Genomic DNA, 16723 nt, shown 5'->3' on the forward strand with positions numbered 1-16723 from the left:
CATCCCGTACCGCTCAAAGGTTTTGCATAAATAATTCGCATTGGCAACAATGATTAAATAAAAGGCAATAGATCAGGAATTTCTAAGATGCGATGGCTGCGGCTCATTTATGACCCTGCGCTGGATTTCCTCCACCCAGACATCGATCGGACCGAGTGAGCAGCCCATTTCCAGCATGTCGATCAGTTCCACAGGCCCGGTGACCTCAAGTTCGATCCGGTCTGCATCGGACTGGAAAAACGTCTGCGAAAGCCCGAGCTTATTGGCGTGACGCCGGATCCAGGGGACGAACGAGGCTACGTTAAGATCGCCGAGTATCGTCATGCGCTCCCGAAATTCACCTTGCGGCACGTGCATTCGCCAATGATCCTTGCCTTGCATCAAGATGACAGAATAACCGCTTCGTGGGTTTGCGAAAGGGGCATCTTACAAAGCAATGCTCCGCCGCCCCTGTGGACGGCGGAGCTGGGACCATGTCAATTTTTGACCGTATCTTCCAGGAAGAAGCGGCCGAGCGGATTTTGATGGAAATTGTCGACGTTCTTGCGCGCAACGTTGATATAGGGGCTGTAATAAAGGTCGATCCAGTTGACATCGTCCTTCGCCATCTTCTGCAGGTCGATATACATCTGCTCGCGCTTCTTCGGGTCCAGCTCTAGCCGCGCCTTGGCGACGAGATCCTTCACCGCATCGTTCTTGTAATTGGTCATATAGTTATTGTTAGAATCGTGGCCGAGAACGAATGTCGTCTTCTGGTCCGGATCAAGGATATCGTTGGTCCAGTAATTGACGGAAATGTCGTAGTCACCAGCGATGGTCATATCCCATTCCTGGCTCGGATCGACCTTCTGCAGGTTGGCGGTAATGCCGGCCTTGGCAAGCTGCTGCTGCACCAGGACGGCCGTCTGCTCATCCACTTCATCGCCGGCGCGAATGAGGTACTTTACAGTGAGATTGGAGACGCCTGCTGCCGAAAGCATCTGCTTGGCCTTCTCCGGATCGTAGGGGCGTTGCGGATTATCCGCATAGTAATACAAGGCGCCCTTCGGAATGTAGGAATTGGCGACCGTGCCCTGATGGAAGGTAACCGCATCGACGATCGCCTTCTTGTCGATCGCCATGTCCAGGGCCTGGCGGACTTCCTTCTTGCCAAGGTCGCCATGGGCATGATTGATCAGCAGGTGATCCTCACGCGTGGACGGATCGATCAGCACATTGAGGTTCGGGTCCTTTTTCAGCTCTTCGACGCGCGAGAACGGCACGAAAATGGCGGTATCGAGCTGGCCGGCCTGCACGTTCAGCATCCGGGTGTTGTCGTCCGGTACGGAGATCCATTCGACGCCGTCGAGCTTGACGCGGTCAGCCTGCCAGAAATTCGGGTTCTTCTTCAGGATAATGCGATCGCCGCGGCGCCATTCCTCGACGGAGAAGGCGCCTGAGGCGATCGGCTTTTCCGCATAGGCATCAGCGCCTATGGATTGCATGCCGGCCTTCGAGATGACCGAGGCATTCGGGAGCGCCAGCGTCGACAGGAAGGGTGCCGATGCGTGCTTGAGCTTGATCGTCAGCGTGTGTGGATCAGTCGCGACGGCGGTATCGATGACCTTGTAGGAATCGCTCCAGAGTGACGCCGGATCATCGCGGATGCGCAGCAGGCTGAAGGCTGCATCGTCAGCCGTCAGCGGCGAGCCATCGGAAAATTTCGCGTCGCGAATCTTGAAGACATAGGTCAGGCCGTCCTCCGAGGTCGTCCAGCTTTCCGCAAGACCCGGCTCCAGCTTCGTGCCTGTCTTGTCGACGCGCACCAGCACGTCGTAGACGTTGGAGAACACCCAGTTGTCGATATTCTGTGCCGTCTTGATCGGGTCGAACGTCGTCGAATCCTCGCGGCGGCCGATGGTGAGTACGCCGGCGGCCTCCGCATAGCTTGCGCTCAGCGTCAGGCCGGCGAGAATGGCGGCAAGCCCGATTGTCTTCCACTTGTTGGTCATGAATTCGTTCCCTTCGTTGTTATCGCATGCGTTTGGCTGATTGGGTCTGCCCGGCCTGTGCCGCGTCGCGTTCGCCATGCAAGGGCCTGTCCGGATCGATATCGGGAATGGCTGCAATGAGCGCTGCGGTATAGGCATGTTTCGGGTGGGAGAAGATTTCCTGCGAGCGGCCTTCCTCGACGATCTCGCCGCGATACATCACGACGGTCCGCTCACAGAGATTGCGCACGATGGCGAGGTCATGGGCAATGAAGATCAAGGTCAGGTTCATCCTGCGAGTCAGCTCACGGAAGAGATCGATGATCTGCGCCTGGATGGTGACATCGAGGGCGGCCACACATTCGTCGGCGATGATAAGCTTCGGGTCGACCGCAAGCGCTCTTGCAATGCCGGCCCGCTGGCACTGGCCGCCGCTCATGCTGCGCGGCTTGCGATCGGCGAATTCGCGCTCCAGCCCGACGAGATCGAGCAATTCGCCTATGCGTGCAGGGATGTCGGCCCCGGCGACCTTGCCGTGGACTTTCAAGACTTCGGCAAGCGTCTGGCCGATCGTCAGCCGCGGGTTGAGGGCATTGAACGGGTCCTGGAAGACCATGGCGGTTTCGCGCCGGAGCCTTGCGAGGCCGGCGCTCTTCTGCTGGGTCAGATCGACACCGTCGAAAGTCACATGACCGGAGGAAATCGGGGTAAGGCCGAGAATTGCACGGGCAAGCGTGCTCTTGCCGCTGCCGGATTCTCCGACGATGCCGATGGTTTCGCCCGGCATGACCTGCAGGCTGACGCCGGAAACGGCGCTGACCGTCTTTGCGCCGCTGCCCTTTAAGAAACCGCCGCCGACCCTAAAGTCGACGCGCAGGTCATCGATTTCGAGAAGCGGCTTGGCTGACCTCTCCGGCCTTGTGGGTTCCGGCTGCGTCATCGCCGCTTCGTCGGGCAGGGAAGGGTGGCTGTTGATCAGATCGATCGTATAGGGATTTTCAGGCCGGCTGAGGATCGTCCTTTTGTGACCCTGTTCAAGCAGCCGGCCGCCGCGCATGACGGCGATCCTGTCGCAGGTCTGGGCGACGATGCCGAGATCGTGGGTGATGAGGATGATCGAAAGCCCGCGCTTGTCGCGAATGTCGATCAGCAGCCGCAGGATCTGCGCCTGAATGGTGACGTCGAGGGCCGTCGTCGGCTCATCGGCGATGAGGATCTTCGGATTGCAGGAGAGTGCGACGCCGATCATGGCACGCTGCCGCATTCCGCCGGAAAACTCGTGCGGATAGCTGTCATACTGCCTTTTGGGATCAGGAAAGCCCACCTGCTCAAGGATCTCGGTTGCGGCTGCGCGCGCCTCGCGCGTTTTGAGCCCCTGATGGTAGCGGATGCCTTCGGCGATCTGGTCGCCGATGCGCATGACAGGATCGAGATGGCTCGTCGGATTCTGGAAGATCATGCCGATCTCGCCGCCACGCACCTCAAGCATCTCGGCATCACTGATTTCCGTGAGCTCCCGCCCTTCAAGGCGAATGGAGCCGCTTTCGATTTTCAGAAGTGACGACGGCAGCAACCGCACCAGCGAGCGGCACAAGAGGCTCTTGCCCGAGCCGCTCTCGCCGACAAGACCGAGAATCTCGCCCTTGCCGAGATCGAGCGAAACGCCGTCGATCAGCGTGCGGGTGCCACCATCGAGTCTTGCCTTGACCACGAGGTCTCGAACGGAGAGTAGGGGGGCGCTCATTCATGCACCCCCAGCAGTTCGCCAAGCGCGTCGCCCAGCATGCTGAAGCCGAAGGCGAGGCAGACGATGGACAGGCCGGGAAACAGCGTGATCCACCAGGCCGTGGTGATGAAGCTCTGGCCTTCCGCCACCATGACACCCCACTCGGCGAGCGGCGGCTGAACGCCGAGGCCGAGATAGCTGACGGCCGCACCGCTCAGGAGCACCAGCACGGCATCCGACATCGAAAAGACGATCGAACCGGCAATGGCGTTCGGCAGCAGGTGACGGAACATGATCCGGGGACGGCTGAAGCCGAGGCTGACGGCAGCAACGGCATAGTCGCTGCCCTTCAGCACCAGCATCTGCGCGCGGATGAGGCGGGCATAGGAGACCCAGCCGACCAGGGCCATGGCGATATAGAAGCTGCTCAGTCCTGGTCCCAGAATGGCGATGATCGACAGCATCAGTACCAGGAAGGGGAAGGCCAAGATGATATCGACGATGCGCATGAAGATCGCGTCAACAATGCCGCCGAAAAAGCCAGCGATCGTGCCGACCGTCGTGCCGATCAGAAACGGGAAGAGCACGCCGATGATGGCGATCTGCAGATCGATGCGCGTACCCCAGATGACGCGCGAAAGAATGTCTCGTCCGAAATTGTCAGTACCGAACGGATGCAGGAACGACGGCGCCTGCAGGCGCATATCGGCATTCTGAAAGATCGGGTCATAGGGCGCCACCATTGGCGCTGAAATCGCCAGAAGGAGAAAGAACAGAAGGATGCCGCCGCCGAGCGTCAGCGTCAGGTGCTTCCCAAAAAACCTGCTCCAGCCGAGGGAGGCGGTCGCTGTTGCCTCGATGCTCATAGCTTCACCCGCGGATCGACGGCGACCGTGACGATATCGGCGAGGAAGTTGACCAGCACCGTGGCGCAGGCAAAGACCATCGCAACTCCCTGAACGACCATGTAGTCGCGCGAGAAGATGGCACGCACCAGCAGTTGCCCCATGCCGGGCAAGGCAAAGACGCTTTCGACGACCACCGTGCCGCCGATCAGCCAGCCGATGTTGACGGCGAGTAGGTTGATTGATGGTACCAGCGAGTTCGGCACGACATGCCGCCAGAAGACGATGCCCTCCGGCATGCCGCGGGCACGGGCCGCAGTCGCCACATCCGATTTCAGAGATTCGATCATCGCCGCCCGCAGGCTGCGGGTCAGCACCGTCGAAAGCGAGAGTGCAACAGTCAGAGCCGGCAGAATGAGGTGGGCAATCTTCTCGCCGATCGTCGAGCCGTAGCCTGAGACCGGCAGGACGCCGAGTTGGACACTGAAGAGGATGATCAGCATCAGCCCCAGCCAGAAGGGCGGAAAGCCGATGCCGAAGGTCGAGACGACGCGCACGATATGATCCGGTGCGCGCCCGACATTGCGCGCGGCGATCGCCGACATCGGCACGGCAATCAGGATCGACAGGATGACGCTCGAGACTACCAGTGCGATCGTCGGCTCGATCCGCGTCGAAATCAGCGGCAGCACGTCGATCTTGTAGAGGATCGATTTGCCCATCTCGCCATTGCCGAGGTTTTTGATGAAATAGAAATATTGCAGCCACATCGGCTGATCGAGGCCATATTGCGCGCGAATGCTGGCAAGTGCGGCCGGCGTGGCGCGCGTACCGAGGATATTGCGCGCGGGATCGCCGGGAATAAGGCGGACCAGAACGAAGGTGATGACGCTGATGCCGAAGAGGACAGGCAGGAATTGCAGCGGCCGTGTCAATACGAATCTATAGCGATGCATGGCGGCGATCGCCCCCTTGTCGTCGGTGGGATTGGATCGCCTTAACTTGCATCAGCTTTCCCTATGCCGTGACAGGAAATCGAGGAGCGCCGGATAGTAATCCCACGGGTTCTCGTAGAAGGGCATGTGGCTGGCATTGGCGAAGACCTTGAGTTCGGCATCCTTCAAGGCAAGCTTCATCCTGAGTGCGCAGGCCGGCGTCAACTCGTCATGTTCGCCCGCCGTGATCAGCACCGGCATGGCAAGTTGCGGAAGGTTCGGAATGCGGTTCCAGTCCTTGAGATTGCCGATATAGAGAAATTCGTTCGGCCCCTGCATCGTCTCGTAGGGACCCATGTTCCAATCGTCGAGCGAACGGCGAACCGGTGCCGGCCATTCTGGCAAGCGGCAGACATGGCGATAGTTGAGGATGGTGACGGCGGCGAGATATTCGGGGTGATTATAGCTGCCTTGCGCCTCGTGCTTCTGCATCATCGCAACGGTTTCCGGGCCGAGCGCCGCGCGCAGTCGCTCCAGCTCCAAAATCAGATGCGGCATGTCGGCGACGGTATCTTCGAGGATCAGCGTCTTGAGGTTCTCGGGATAGGTCAGCGCATACTCGATTGCCAGCCAGCCGCCCCAGGAGTGGCCGAGCATATGGACCTTGCCGAGGCCGAGCGCCTTGCGGACGGTCTCGGTCTCCTCCACGTAACGGCCGATGGTCCATAGACCCTTGTCGGTCGGGCGGTCTGAGGCGCCGGTGCCGAGCTGGTCGAAGGCAACGACCCTGTACCCCTTGTCGACCAGGCAGGAATGAGCCTCGCGCAGATAGTCGCAGGGCAGGCCGGGGCCGCCGTTCAGGCAGAAGACCGTCTCAGGGCCGCTGCCAAAGCTGTAGGCGACCACCTTGTAGCCATCGACCTCGACGACATGCCGCGCCTCCGGCTCAATTTCACGCCACATTGACAACTCCGGCGAAAGATTCTGCTTGCTCAATATTTGAGCATGGCTAAATTTTTACCTTAAACCGCGCTCGGCACCAGCTATAAGAAGTGATAGGTTGGGAGGTCGCAGGCACAGACGGGAACCGCTGCATGTTCGATCAAATCGGAACCATCAGGCGCCAGTTCACGGCGCATCAGACGCTGGACGGCCGCATCGACCATATCTTCGAGGGTATGAAGGCAATCGGCTTCGAGGCTTTGATCTACGATTATTCGCCGGTTCCCTACGACCTCGACGGCAAGATCATGATCCCATCACTTCTGAAGCTCAGGAACATCTCCGACGACATGTATGAATACTGGTTCGATCGCGGCTATTTCCGCATCGATCCGGTGCAGCAGGTGGCGCTACGGACTTCGGCGCCCTTCTTCTGGAATTATGATCCCGACGCCGATACGCTGATCAAGCGCTTCATGAGCGAGGACACGGTTCCCGTCGCGCGCTACCTGAGCGAGCGCGACATGTCGACGGGTGTCACGGTGCCGGTGCACATGCCTCGCGGCGATTACGCGACGGTCACGGGAATTCGCTTCGGTGCCAACAAGGAGTTCGAGCGCGATGCCCTGCGCTATATCGCCGATTTCAACCTGCTTGCACATGTCTTCCACGAGACGGCCTATTCGCTCTTCGACACCGCAGCGCTGAGTGTCGGCAAGATCCGGCTGACTGAGCGCGAGAGGGAATGCCTGCGCTATTCTGCCGAGGGCTATTCCGCCAAGGAGATTTCCCGCATCATCGATCGCTCGGTGCCGACGGTCGTCATGCATTTGAATGCCGCGGCAAAGAAGCTCGGCGCCAAGAACCGCACGCAGGCGGTTGTTCGCGCCACGCATTATCGGCTGCTGGACGCACAGCCATCCTATAACTTGTGATAGCTGCCGCAGCCGTTTCGGTCGCGTTATGGTCTGGTCCATCGAAGCCTGGAGATGGAGAGACACGTGGCCGCAATCCCGACGCAGGAAGCCTTTCTGCCCTTTCGCGAATACCGGACATGGTACCGTGTCACCGGTTCGCTCGATTCCGGCAGGCTGCCGCTCGTCGTCGCCCATGGCGGGCCTGGCTGCACCCATGACTATGTCGACAGCTTCAAGGGCATTGCCGAAATCGATGGCCGCGCCGTCATCCACTACGATCAACTCGGCAACGGCAAATCGACGCGACTGCCGGAGAAGGGGCCCGACTTCTGGACGCCGGCGCTCTTCCTCGATGAGCTGGACACGCTGCTGAGGCACCTCGGCATTCAGGATCGCTATGCCTTTCTCGGACAGTCCTGGGGCGGCATGCTGGGTGCCGAACATGCGGTGCGTCGACCGAAGGGGCTGAAGGCATTGGTGATCGCCAATTCGCCGGCCAACATGCATACCTGGGTCGCAGAAGCAAACCGCCTTCGCGAGGAGTTGCCGCAGGAGGTGCAGGATACGTTATTGAAGCACGAACGCGCCGGCACGATCACCGATCCGGAATATATCGCCGCCTCCCGCGTCTTCTATGATCGCCATGTCTGCCGCGTCGTGCCCTGGCCGGAAGAGGTTGCTCGCACCTTCGCCACCATGGACGAGGACAATACTGTCTATCGCAACATGAATGGCCCGACCGAGTTTCACGTCATCGGCACGATGAAGGATTGGACGATCGAAGACAGGCTTCCGCTCATCGAGGCGCCGACCTTGTTGATCTCAGGCAAATTTGACGAGGCGACGCCTCTGGTGGTCAAGCCTTATGTCGATCGTGTCAGGGACTGCGAGTGGATGCTCTTTGAACATTCGAGCCATATGCCGCATGTCGAAGAGAAGGATCTTTGCCTGAAGACGGTCTCCGAGTTCCTGGAGCGGTATGACTGATCTTTCGGTCTTAACGGCGTGTCAATTGTGATGCCCGCCTCGCTTCTTCCATCGTGGACCACTTCGATCCCCGATGGAATGGCGCGGTCGTTCTAGATGGGTTTGTGGAGCATAGGGCGACCGTTGTCGAAGCTCTTGCGCCCCTTTTTCCAGCCGGCAATCACACGGGCAATCTCGCGCACGGCCGCATCGGGGCCGGGACTGTCGAGAAGCACGATCGTCGCTTCGCCGCCGGCCTGCAGACGTGTGCTGCCGTCGAATTGGCCCGCTGCCCTTCCGCTTACCATGTCGAAAACCAAGGCCATCTCGTCGTCACGCGAAAGCTGGGCGACATTGGCGTAAAGATTAGCCATGCGAATGAGCGAAGCGTCGCCATAGGGTGTGAAGGGATTAAGGACATTGTTGGTCGCAATCGACGTGGCGACCCCTCTTCTGGCGAGCAGATGGGCCGGCGCCACACCACGCGGGATCAGCCGGTCGTGTCCGCGGCCCATCAGAAACAGATCGGTTGCCGGCAGCACCGACAGGGCGATCCCGGCTTTTGCCAGATCATCTGCAATGGCAAGGAGCTGTGCCACCGGCATGGCAGACAGATTGGTGACGTGGCCGATCGATACGCGACCTTGCCAACCATAACGGAGCGTCGCGTCGATCACGTCAGGCAGATCGGTTCGATCGGGATCGAGACTGAAATCGAGATGAAAGTCGACCGGGACATCGTGCTTTGATGCGAGGGCGAAAATCATGTCCACATGCCGGCGGGGGGAAGGGTCCGTATAGGGGCAGCCGCCCACCATTTCGGCACCATCGGCAAGTGCGGCGTCGAGCATATCGTATGTTTGCGGGTCGTTCGTGAGCCCGTCCTGAGCGAAGGCGCAGATTTCGATGTCGACCGCGAAAGCATAATCCCCACGGATGCGCTTGATTGCCTCAAAGGAACGGAAGCCTGCGCGTGGATCGATCTCGACGAACGTCCGCATCCTCGTCGTGCCGTGGGAAATCGCCTTCTCGACAACACGTGCAGCGCGCGAATAAACATCGGCTTCTTCAAAGCCCACCTTGGCTTTGGCGACTTCCTGCACGGCCTCTGCTAGCGTACCCTCGCAAATTGCGCAGCGGTCGAGAATGCAGGCCTTGTCGAGATGGATATGGGTATCGACAAATCCACCGAAGGCAAAGCTTCCCTCGCCGTCGACGTCCGATACCGCGTCGCACCGAATGCGGGGTTCTATGGCCGCGATCCGGTCGCCCCGAACTGCGATGTCGACGAGATCGCCGCCTTCCGCGACACGGACATTTCGGACGATGAGATCGAGCGGCGGGTCCACGGTGTTCACAGCAGGATTGCACCTCCGTCGCTGCGTGGATCATGTGCGCCGTCGATCGCCCCGTCTTCGCCGATGCGGATCACGCCGGCTTGGCCCCCAAGTGGACTGAGCGCATCGATGGTGGAGATCTCATGTCCCATGGCGGCGAGGGTGGACACCAATTCGGCGCCAATATTCTCCTCGATCTTCAGGCTATCGCGGCTGTCCGAGAATGTGCGGCCGAGCAAAAAGCGCGGGCGCGCGAGTGCTGCGGCGGGATCAAGGCCGTGATCGATCAGCAGGCTGAGCAGCAGCGACAGCGTCTGCGGCTGGCCGTCCGCGCCCTGCGTGCCGTAGACCAGATGCGGACGCCCGTTCTTCAGCGCAAGACCCGGATTAAGGGTATAGAAAGGACGCTTTCCAGGCTGAATATGATTAGGGCTTGCCGGATCGGTGCTGAAGGCTGCTCCCCTGTTTTGCCAGAGGAGGCCGGTGTCGCCGATCACCACCCCGCTGCCCCAGTCGAAATAGAGGCTTTGCAGTAGCGACGCGCATCGTCCATTGGCATCTACGGCGGCAAGCAGCGCCGTATCGCCGTGCCGATAGTCTTGCGGCCATGGCAAGGCCCATGCCGGATCGATCGAAGCAGCCTTGGCCACGAGGCGATCCGGATCGAGAAGGTGTTTCGCGACATCCACGGCGTAGCGAGGATCGGCGATGGCGTGCCGATCGAGGAATGCCCGTTTCACTGCCTCGACCAGTGCATGATAATAGGCTGGGCTGTCGGGCCGGAAATCTGCCATCGGCAGGTGGCAGAGCACACCCATGATGCCGAGGGTGGTTATGCCTTGGGTCGGCGGTGGCGGAGCAAGAAGTATCGTGTCGCGATATGCCTGCCGGAGGGGAGCGACAATATCGGTCCGCGTGGCGGCGAGATCGGCGGCGGAGAGCGGAGAGCCGACCTCGGCGAGCCCGCTCGCAATTCGCCGGGCCAGCGCGCCCTCATAGAATTCGCGGGTGCCGTGACGAGATATGGCCTCGAGCGTCCGGGCCAAAGCGGGCTGGTGCTGGAGGCCGCCAAATCGGAAGAGCCCGGTGAAGCCCGGCCAGTCGTTCAGCTCATTGCGCCGGAATTCGTGCCAGAAAGCCTGCGACTGACTGACTTGAAAACCATCGTCCGCGAGCGCGATGGCGTCGTCAAGAAGGGTCGGCAATCGTTCGGTGCCTGCCCATTCGGCAGCGGAGTAGGCCAGCGCCTTCTCCCAGCTGTCGACGAGGCATGCTGTCGTGAGCGTAGAGGCCGACCCCCGCAGAGGTATCTCTCCCCGCGGCATGGCTGCCGCGGCCTGTCCGATGCCGAGGAACGTCCGCGCATTGCCTTTCTCGTCTGCCACCAGCCAGACGGCATCGCCGCCGAGACCGCAGAAATGAGGATAGGTAACCGACAAGGCAGCGCCGGCTGCAACAAGCGCTTCGATTGCATTGCCGCCGCGCTTCAGCACTTTCGCGCCAGCTTGGCTGGCCAGCCAATGCGGTGTCGCGATCATTGCGCTGGAAGACGGCGAATTCGTTTGCGGGGTCTCTTTAGCAGAAGGGCTCATGAGTAGATTTCAGCGATGCTTCCGGTGGCGATGCGGTTTGGCGTGGAGCGACGGCGGCGGCTTTCGACCGATACTCGGCCATTGGAGTCACGAAATTGTCCTTCAGGCTAACGGTAATGACATGCGTTTGGCATGGGCACAATCCTGACGGCATGATCTGCATAACCGTGCATGCAATACCGATGCCATAAGGAATCCTGGTTAGCCGTGCTCAGCATTTCGCCCGCTAAGCTTTTGTGTTTTATTTGGAATAAGTCTGCGGCCAACCAATCCCGGAAGAAAGCGGCCTTTGCCGGTTCTCCGAGATTGCCGCAGCCGATGCCTAACAATTCATTTCGTCATGAATAGGTGACGGAAAAAGCGGCAATCAGCTGCAGGTTCTCGAAATCACCCGGCATGATGAGGTCGGCATAAGGCTGTTTTGGAAGATCCTTCTCCTTCTTATCGGGATAGGGGATCGACGGTGGGTGCGGGCGGGACGTCGGCGCCCGCACCCTTCTCTTCGGTCGGTCTCTTGGTCCGGAGGAGGGACAGTACAAAGACGAAAAAGACCGGGACGAAGAAGACGGCAAGGACCGTTGCGGAGATCATGCCGCCAAGGACACCCGTGCCGATCGCGTTCTGGCTGGCGGCACTGGGACCCGTTGCGATCGCCAGCGGCACGACGCCAAGCGTGAAGGCAAGCGACGTCATCACGATCGGGCGGAAGCGGACGCGAGCAGCCTCGGCCGCTGAATCCAGCAGGGACTTGCCCTGCGCGTAATAATCCCTTGCGAACTCGACGATCAGGATGGCGTTCTTCGCCGACAGGCCGATGATCGCAATGAGCCCGACCTTGAAATAGAGGTCGTTCGGCATGTCGCGGAGGATCGCCGCCAATACGCAGCCAATGATGCCGAGTGGTACGACAAGCATGACCGACAGCGGGATCGACCAGCTTTCATAGAGGCCCGCCAGCAGCAGGAAGACGAAGAGGATGCTGAAGGCAAATAGGATCGGCGCCTGGCTGCCGGAGGCGATTTCCTCGCGCGACTGACCGGACCACTCATAGCCGAAACCGTCGGGAAGTTCGGATGCGAGGCGTTCCATCTCGGCAATGGCGGCACCCGAAGACTTGCCTGTTGCTGCCTCGCCGGTGATGCGGATCGTCGGATAACCATTGTAGCCGACAATCTGCGGATCGCCCTTGCGCCAGTCGGCGGTCGCGAACGACGAGAGCGGCACCATTCCGCCGCTGGCGTTGCGGACGTTCAGCTTCATCATGTCTTCAACCTGCATGCGGCTGCGGCCATCCGCCTGCACGATGACCTGCTGCATGCGGCCTGCGTTCGGATAGTCGTTGATATAGGAAGAGCCGAGGTTCGCGGTGATCGCATCGTTAATGTCGGTGAAGCCGACGCCGAAGGTGTTCGCCTTCTCGCGGTCGATCGCCAGCATGATCTGCGCCGCCTCCTGCATACCCTCGACGCGGACGTTCGTCACCACACTGCTCTTGGCCGCTTTTGCCATCAGCTCTTCCGCCGCTTGCTTGAGCGCCTTCTGCCCGCGCCCAGCGCGATCCTGGAGCCGGAAGGAGAAGCCGCTCGTCGTCCCGAAACCCTCGATCGGCGGCGGCGAAAGGGCATAGGAGGTGGCGTCCTTCAATCCGGCGAGCTGTGCGTTGACGCGCGCAGCGATTTCCGGCACCGAACTGCCGGCCGGCCGTACGGCCCAGTCCTTGAGCGTCACGAAGGCGATGGCCGAGTTCGGCCCGTTTCCGGAGAAGCTGAAACCCTGGACGGCAAAGACGTTTTCGACAGCAGGTTCGGCCTTGAAAATCGCCTCGATCTGCTTCAGCGACGCGATCGTACGGTTGGCGCTCGCCTCCGGCGGCCCCTGGACGTCGACGATCAGAATGCCCTGGTCTTCCTCCGGCACGAAGGAACCGGGCAAGTTGACGAAGAGGTGGCCGAGGCCAACGGCAAGTGCGAGATAGACGGCCATCACGCGTCCCGACCGGCGCGCAAGGCCGGCAGCCGTCCTGGTGTAGCCCGCCGTCATTCCGTCGAACTTGCGATTGAACCACCCGCCGAGACCTTTCTTCTGATGATGATTTCCGTCGATCGGTTTCAGGAAGGTGGCGCAGAGCGCCGGCGTCAGCGATAGCGCCAGGAAAGCCGAGAACATGATCGAGACGACCATGGTCAGCGAAAATTGGCGGTAGATGATGCCGGAAGCACCCGGGAAGAATGCCATCGGAATGAAGACGCAGGACAGCACCAGCGTGATGCCGAGGATGGCGCCGGTGATCTGCTTCATCGCCTTCTGCGTCGCGGCTTTCGGCGGCAAACCCTCTTCGGCCATGATACGCTCGACATTCTCGACCACGACGATGGCGTCATCCACCAGGATGCCGATCGCAAGCACCATGGCAAACATGGTCAGCACGTTGATGGAGAATCCTGTCGCATACATGATGGCGCAGGTTCCGAGCAGGGCAACGGGCACGACGAGCGTTGGGATGACCGTGCAGCGAAAGTTCTGCAGGAAGACGAACATCACGATGAAGACAAGCACGATCGCCTCGATCAGCGTGTGCACGACCTTCTCGATCGAGGCATTGACGAAGGGGCTGGTATCATAGGGAATCGAGTATTCGACGCCTTTCGGGAAGAACTTCGACAGCTCGTCCATCTTCGCCTTGACGGCGCCCGAGACGGCGACGGCGTTGCCGGTCGAGGAAAGCTGGATGGCAAGGCCGGCGCTCGGATTGCCGTTGAGCCGGCTTGCGGTCGAATAGGTTTCCGCACCATCCTCGACGCGGGCAACGTCGCGCAGGCGCACGGTCGAACCGTCGGGATTGGCGCGAAGGATGATGTCGCCGAATTGCTTCGCGCTATTGAGCTGGCCCTCGACGATCACGGTCGCGGTCAGATCCTGGCTGACCGGATTGGGCGTCGCGCCGATCTGGCCGGCTGCGACCTGCGCGTTCTGGGCGGCGATTGCCGCGCCGATGTCGGCCACCGTCAGATGGAGGCCGACCATCTTGTCCGGGTCGATCCAGACGCGCAGTGCTCGCTGCGAGGCGAAGACCTGCGCGCGGCCGACGCCGGGAAGGCGGCGCAGCTCTCCTAGGATATTGCGGTTGATGTAGTCGCCGAGCGCAATCTCATCCATCTTGCCGTCGGTTGAGGTCAGGGCTGCGATCAGCAGGAAGCCGGCACTGGCTTCTTCGACCTGAATGCCTTGCGTGCGGACCGTCTGCGGCAGCCGCGCCTCGATGCGTCGCACCGCATTTTGCACGTCGACCGTCGCCTTGCCGATATCGGTTCCGGAGACGAAGGTGGCGTTGATGCTCACTGAGCCGGAATTATCCGAGGTCGACTCGAAATAGGCGATGCCGTGGACGCCGTTCAGCTCCTGCTCGATCAGCCGGGTCACGCCCTGATAGATTTCCTGCGGCGAGGCGCCGGGGTAGGAGGCGGAAATGGAAAGCTGCGGAGGAGCGACGGCGGGATATTGCGCGACCGGCAATAGGGGGATCGCAATGATCCCCGCAATCATGATGAAGAAAGCAAAGACCCATGCGAGGATGGGTCGCCTGATAAAGAACTGTGCCATGATTTGATTACTTTGCGGCCTGGTCTGAGGTGTTCGGCTCGGCGCTTGGCGGCGTCCACGGTTCGGCGACAACCTTGCCACCGTGCGTGACCTTCTGGACCCCGTCGGCAACGATGGTTTCGCCGTCCTTCAGGCCGGAAACAACGATCCACTCGGTGCCCAGCGATGCGCCGAGAGCGATTGTGCGCACCTGCGCCGTTTGATCGGCAGAGAGCACGAAAATCTGAGGATTGCCTTCGGCGTCCCTCGTCACCGCCCTTTGCGGAATGGTGATGCCGCTCTTCTGGACCGCCTGCTCGATGCGTACGCGCGCATACATGCCTGGCAGGAGATCGCCATCGGGATTGGGAAATTCCGCACGCAATGTGACCTGTCCCGTGCTCGGGTCCACATTCGCGTTCGAAAACAAGAGTTTGCCCAGCTTGGAATAGGTCTTTCCACCGTCGAACACGAGCTCGACGGCTGCCTGTCCGGGTGCCAGGCTCTGCAGCTTGCCTTCGCTGACGGCGCGCTTCAGCGCCAGGAGGTCCTGCGCGGATTGCGTGAAATCAGCATAGACCGGATCGATCTGCTGGATGAGCGCGAGATTGGACGCGCCTTCCGCGGTTACAAGCGTTCCCTCGGTCACGAGAGCGCCACCGATGATGCCGGTGATGGGCGCTTTTACCTCGGTGTAGTCCAGATTGATCTCAGCTTCGTCGAGCGAGGCTTGCTGAGCCGCGACATCGGCGTCGGCCTGTGCGAGATTGACGGCGGCTGTATCATAGTCGACGGCGGTCGAGACATTGCGCTCTCGCAGCGAGCGCTGGCGTTCCAGCTGTTGCCTCGCATTGGCCTGGACGGCTTTGGCTTTCTGCAAGGCCGCCCTGGCACTCACCACCCGCACCTGGAACAGCTTCGGATCGATCCGGTAGAGAACGTCGCCCTGATGCACGAGGCTGCCCTGTTCGAAGACGCGCTCCTGGAGAATGCCTGAGACCCGAGCACGCACTTCGGAGATCCTGGTGGCGGCGATGCGCCCTGGAAGCTCGCTCATGACAGGCACGGGGTGCGCCTTGATTTGCAGGATACCGACGGCGGGCGGAGGCGTTTCGCTGCTCTCCTGCGCGTAAGCGCGGCTGGAAACCAGCATAAGCATCGCCATTGCCGCCAATATCGCCTTCCCGCAAGGCAGTTCGATTGCAGATCGCATAGATGTATTCCCAATTGACCGGGACGCGAAGAGATCGTCGCTCCGCGTCTCGACGGCATGAACCCATTCGAAAGGAGCCGCTTCAACGCCGGGCGCGAGTGGCACTTTCGTCCGAGCCTAAGCAAACATTGGGATTGTTGGTCTTCGGTCGACGTTTTGTGGAGGTTTCATGGAGGAGGGCAGAGGAGTGTTGACGCGCAGGCCCTGTCTGACGTTTCTATCCGGTAAAGGAGCCCTGGATGGAAAATGCACTGATATTGATCGTCGAGGACGAGCCGGAAATCTCCGATATTCTTGAACGCTATTTTGAGCGCGAGGGGTTTCGGGTGCTGACGGCCTCGGATGGCGAGATCGGACTTTCCCATCACCAGCGGCTGCGGCCCGATCTCGTCGTCCTCGACCTCAAGCTGCCGAAACTCGACGGTCACACCGTGCTTGCCACCATCCGCCAAAGAGGCGATACGCCCGTCATCATGGTCACCGCACTTGCCGACGATCTCGACAAGCTGCATGGGCTGCGTTCCGGCGCCGACGACTATGTGGTCAAGCCGTTCAACCCGGTCGAGGTGGTTGCCCGGGCGCGGGCGGTTTTGCGACGGGCGACGGGAAGTGCTGCGAACAAGGTGCTGCGGGTCGGCAGGCTCGCAATCGATCCGATCGCCCACATGGCCGTCGTCGAGGACGGCGAAAGCCGCATGCCA

13 protein-coding genes are annotated in these 16723 nt (G+C 60.6%); 3 read left to right on the forward strand and 10 right to left on the reverse strand.

Translation table 11 applies throughout. The features are described 5' to 3' along the window. Positions 1-72: 72 nt before the first annotated feature. From AC13RE_RS25915 to AC13RE_RS25940, 6 genes are all read right to left on the reverse strand, one after another. On the reverse strand, positions 73-357 hold the full coding sequence (locus AC13RE_RS25915; protein WP_132720420.1) for an acylphosphatase: 285 nt from the start codon (positions 355-357) through the stop codon (positions 73-75). A gap of 119 nt (positions 358-476) precedes the next feature. Beyond that, positions 477-1991 (reverse strand): ABC transporter substrate-binding protein, encoded by a 1515-nt coding sequence (locus AC13RE_RS25920; protein WP_488565058.1) that lies wholly within the window; start codon positions 1989-1991, stop codon positions 477-479. Between the two features lie 19 nt (positions 1992-2010). Continuing rightward, complete coding sequence (locus tag AC13RE_RS25925) at positions 2011-3714, reverse strand: dipeptide ABC transporter ATP-binding protein (RefSeq protein WP_488565059.1); 1704 nt, start codon at positions 3712-3714, stop codon at positions 2011-2013. Then, positions 3711-4562: an ABC transporter permease gene (locus AC13RE_RS25930; protein ID WP_488565060.1), complete on the reverse strand. Its 852-nt coding sequence runs from the start codon at positions 4560-4562 to the stop codon at positions 3711-3713. The genes AC13RE_RS25925 and AC13RE_RS25930 overlap by 4 nt, the downstream gene beginning before the upstream one ends. After that, a complete protein-coding gene (locus AC13RE_RS25935; RefSeq protein WP_488565061.1) occupies positions 4559-5497 on the reverse strand; it encodes an ABC transporter permease in 939 nt (312 codons plus the stop codon). Before AC13RE_RS25935 ends, AC13RE_RS25930 begins: the two co-directional genes overlap by 4 nt. A 51-nt stretch (positions 5498-5548) precedes the next feature. After that, positions 5549-6439, reverse strand: coding sequence for a proline iminopeptidase-family hydrolase (locus tag AC13RE_RS25940; protein ID WP_488565062.1), 891 nt, complete (start codon positions 6437-6439; stop codon positions 5549-5551). Positions 6440-6570: 131 nt separating this feature from the next. Here AC13RE_RS25940 and AC13RE_RS25945 point away from each other — a divergent pair, with 131 nt between their 5' ends. Both AC13RE_RS25945 and AC13RE_RS25950 read left to right on the forward strand, forming a co-directional pair. Continuing rightward, a complete protein-coding gene (locus tag AC13RE_RS25945) occupies positions 6571-7353 on the forward strand; it encodes a LuxR family transcriptional regulator (RefSeq protein ID WP_132720426.1) in 783 nt (260 codons plus the stop codon). A gap of 54 nt (positions 7354-7407) precedes the next feature. Further along, positions 7408-8322: a proline iminopeptidase-family hydrolase gene (locus AC13RE_RS25950; RefSeq protein ID WP_488565063.1), complete on the forward strand. Its 915-nt coding sequence runs from the start codon at positions 7408-7410 to the stop codon at positions 8320-8322. Positions 8323-8414: 92 nt separating this feature from the next. Here AC13RE_RS25950 and AC13RE_RS25955 read toward each other — a convergent pair whose 3' ends face one another. The 4 genes from AC13RE_RS25955 to AC13RE_RS25970 all read right to left on the reverse strand — a co-directional run bounded on the left by AC13RE_RS25955 (position 8415) and on the right by AC13RE_RS25970 (position 16022). After that, positions 8415-9659 (reverse strand): amidohydrolase family protein, encoded by a 1245-nt coding sequence (locus tag AC13RE_RS25955; protein WP_488565064.1) that lies wholly within the window; start codon positions 9657-9659, stop codon positions 8415-8417. Beyond that, positions 9656-11230 (reverse strand): gamma-glutamyltransferase family protein, encoded by a 1575-nt coding sequence (locus AC13RE_RS25960; protein WP_488565065.1) that lies wholly within the window; start codon positions 11228-11230, stop codon positions 9656-9658. The genes AC13RE_RS25955 and AC13RE_RS25960 overlap by 4 nt, the downstream gene beginning before the upstream one ends. A 441-nt stretch (positions 11231-11671) precedes the next feature. Further along, complete coding sequence (locus AC13RE_RS25965) at positions 11672-14830, reverse strand: multidrug efflux RND transporter permease subunit (protein ID WP_488482134.1); 3159 nt, start codon at positions 14828-14830, stop codon at positions 11672-11674. A gap of 7 nt (positions 14831-14837) precedes the next feature. Beyond that, complete coding sequence (locus AC13RE_RS25970) at positions 14838-16022, reverse strand: efflux RND transporter periplasmic adaptor subunit (protein ID WP_488565066.1); 1185 nt, start codon at positions 16020-16022, stop codon at positions 14838-14840. Positions 16023-16261: 239 nt separating this feature from the next. Between AC13RE_RS25970 and AC13RE_RS25975 the strand changes: the two genes are divergently transcribed. Beyond that, a partial coding sequence (locus AC13RE_RS25975; protein ID WP_488565067.1) for a response regulator occupies positions 16262-16723 on the forward strand: 462 nt, incomplete at its 3' end.

The organism is Martinezella sp. CNPSo 3959, assembly GCF_057784355.1.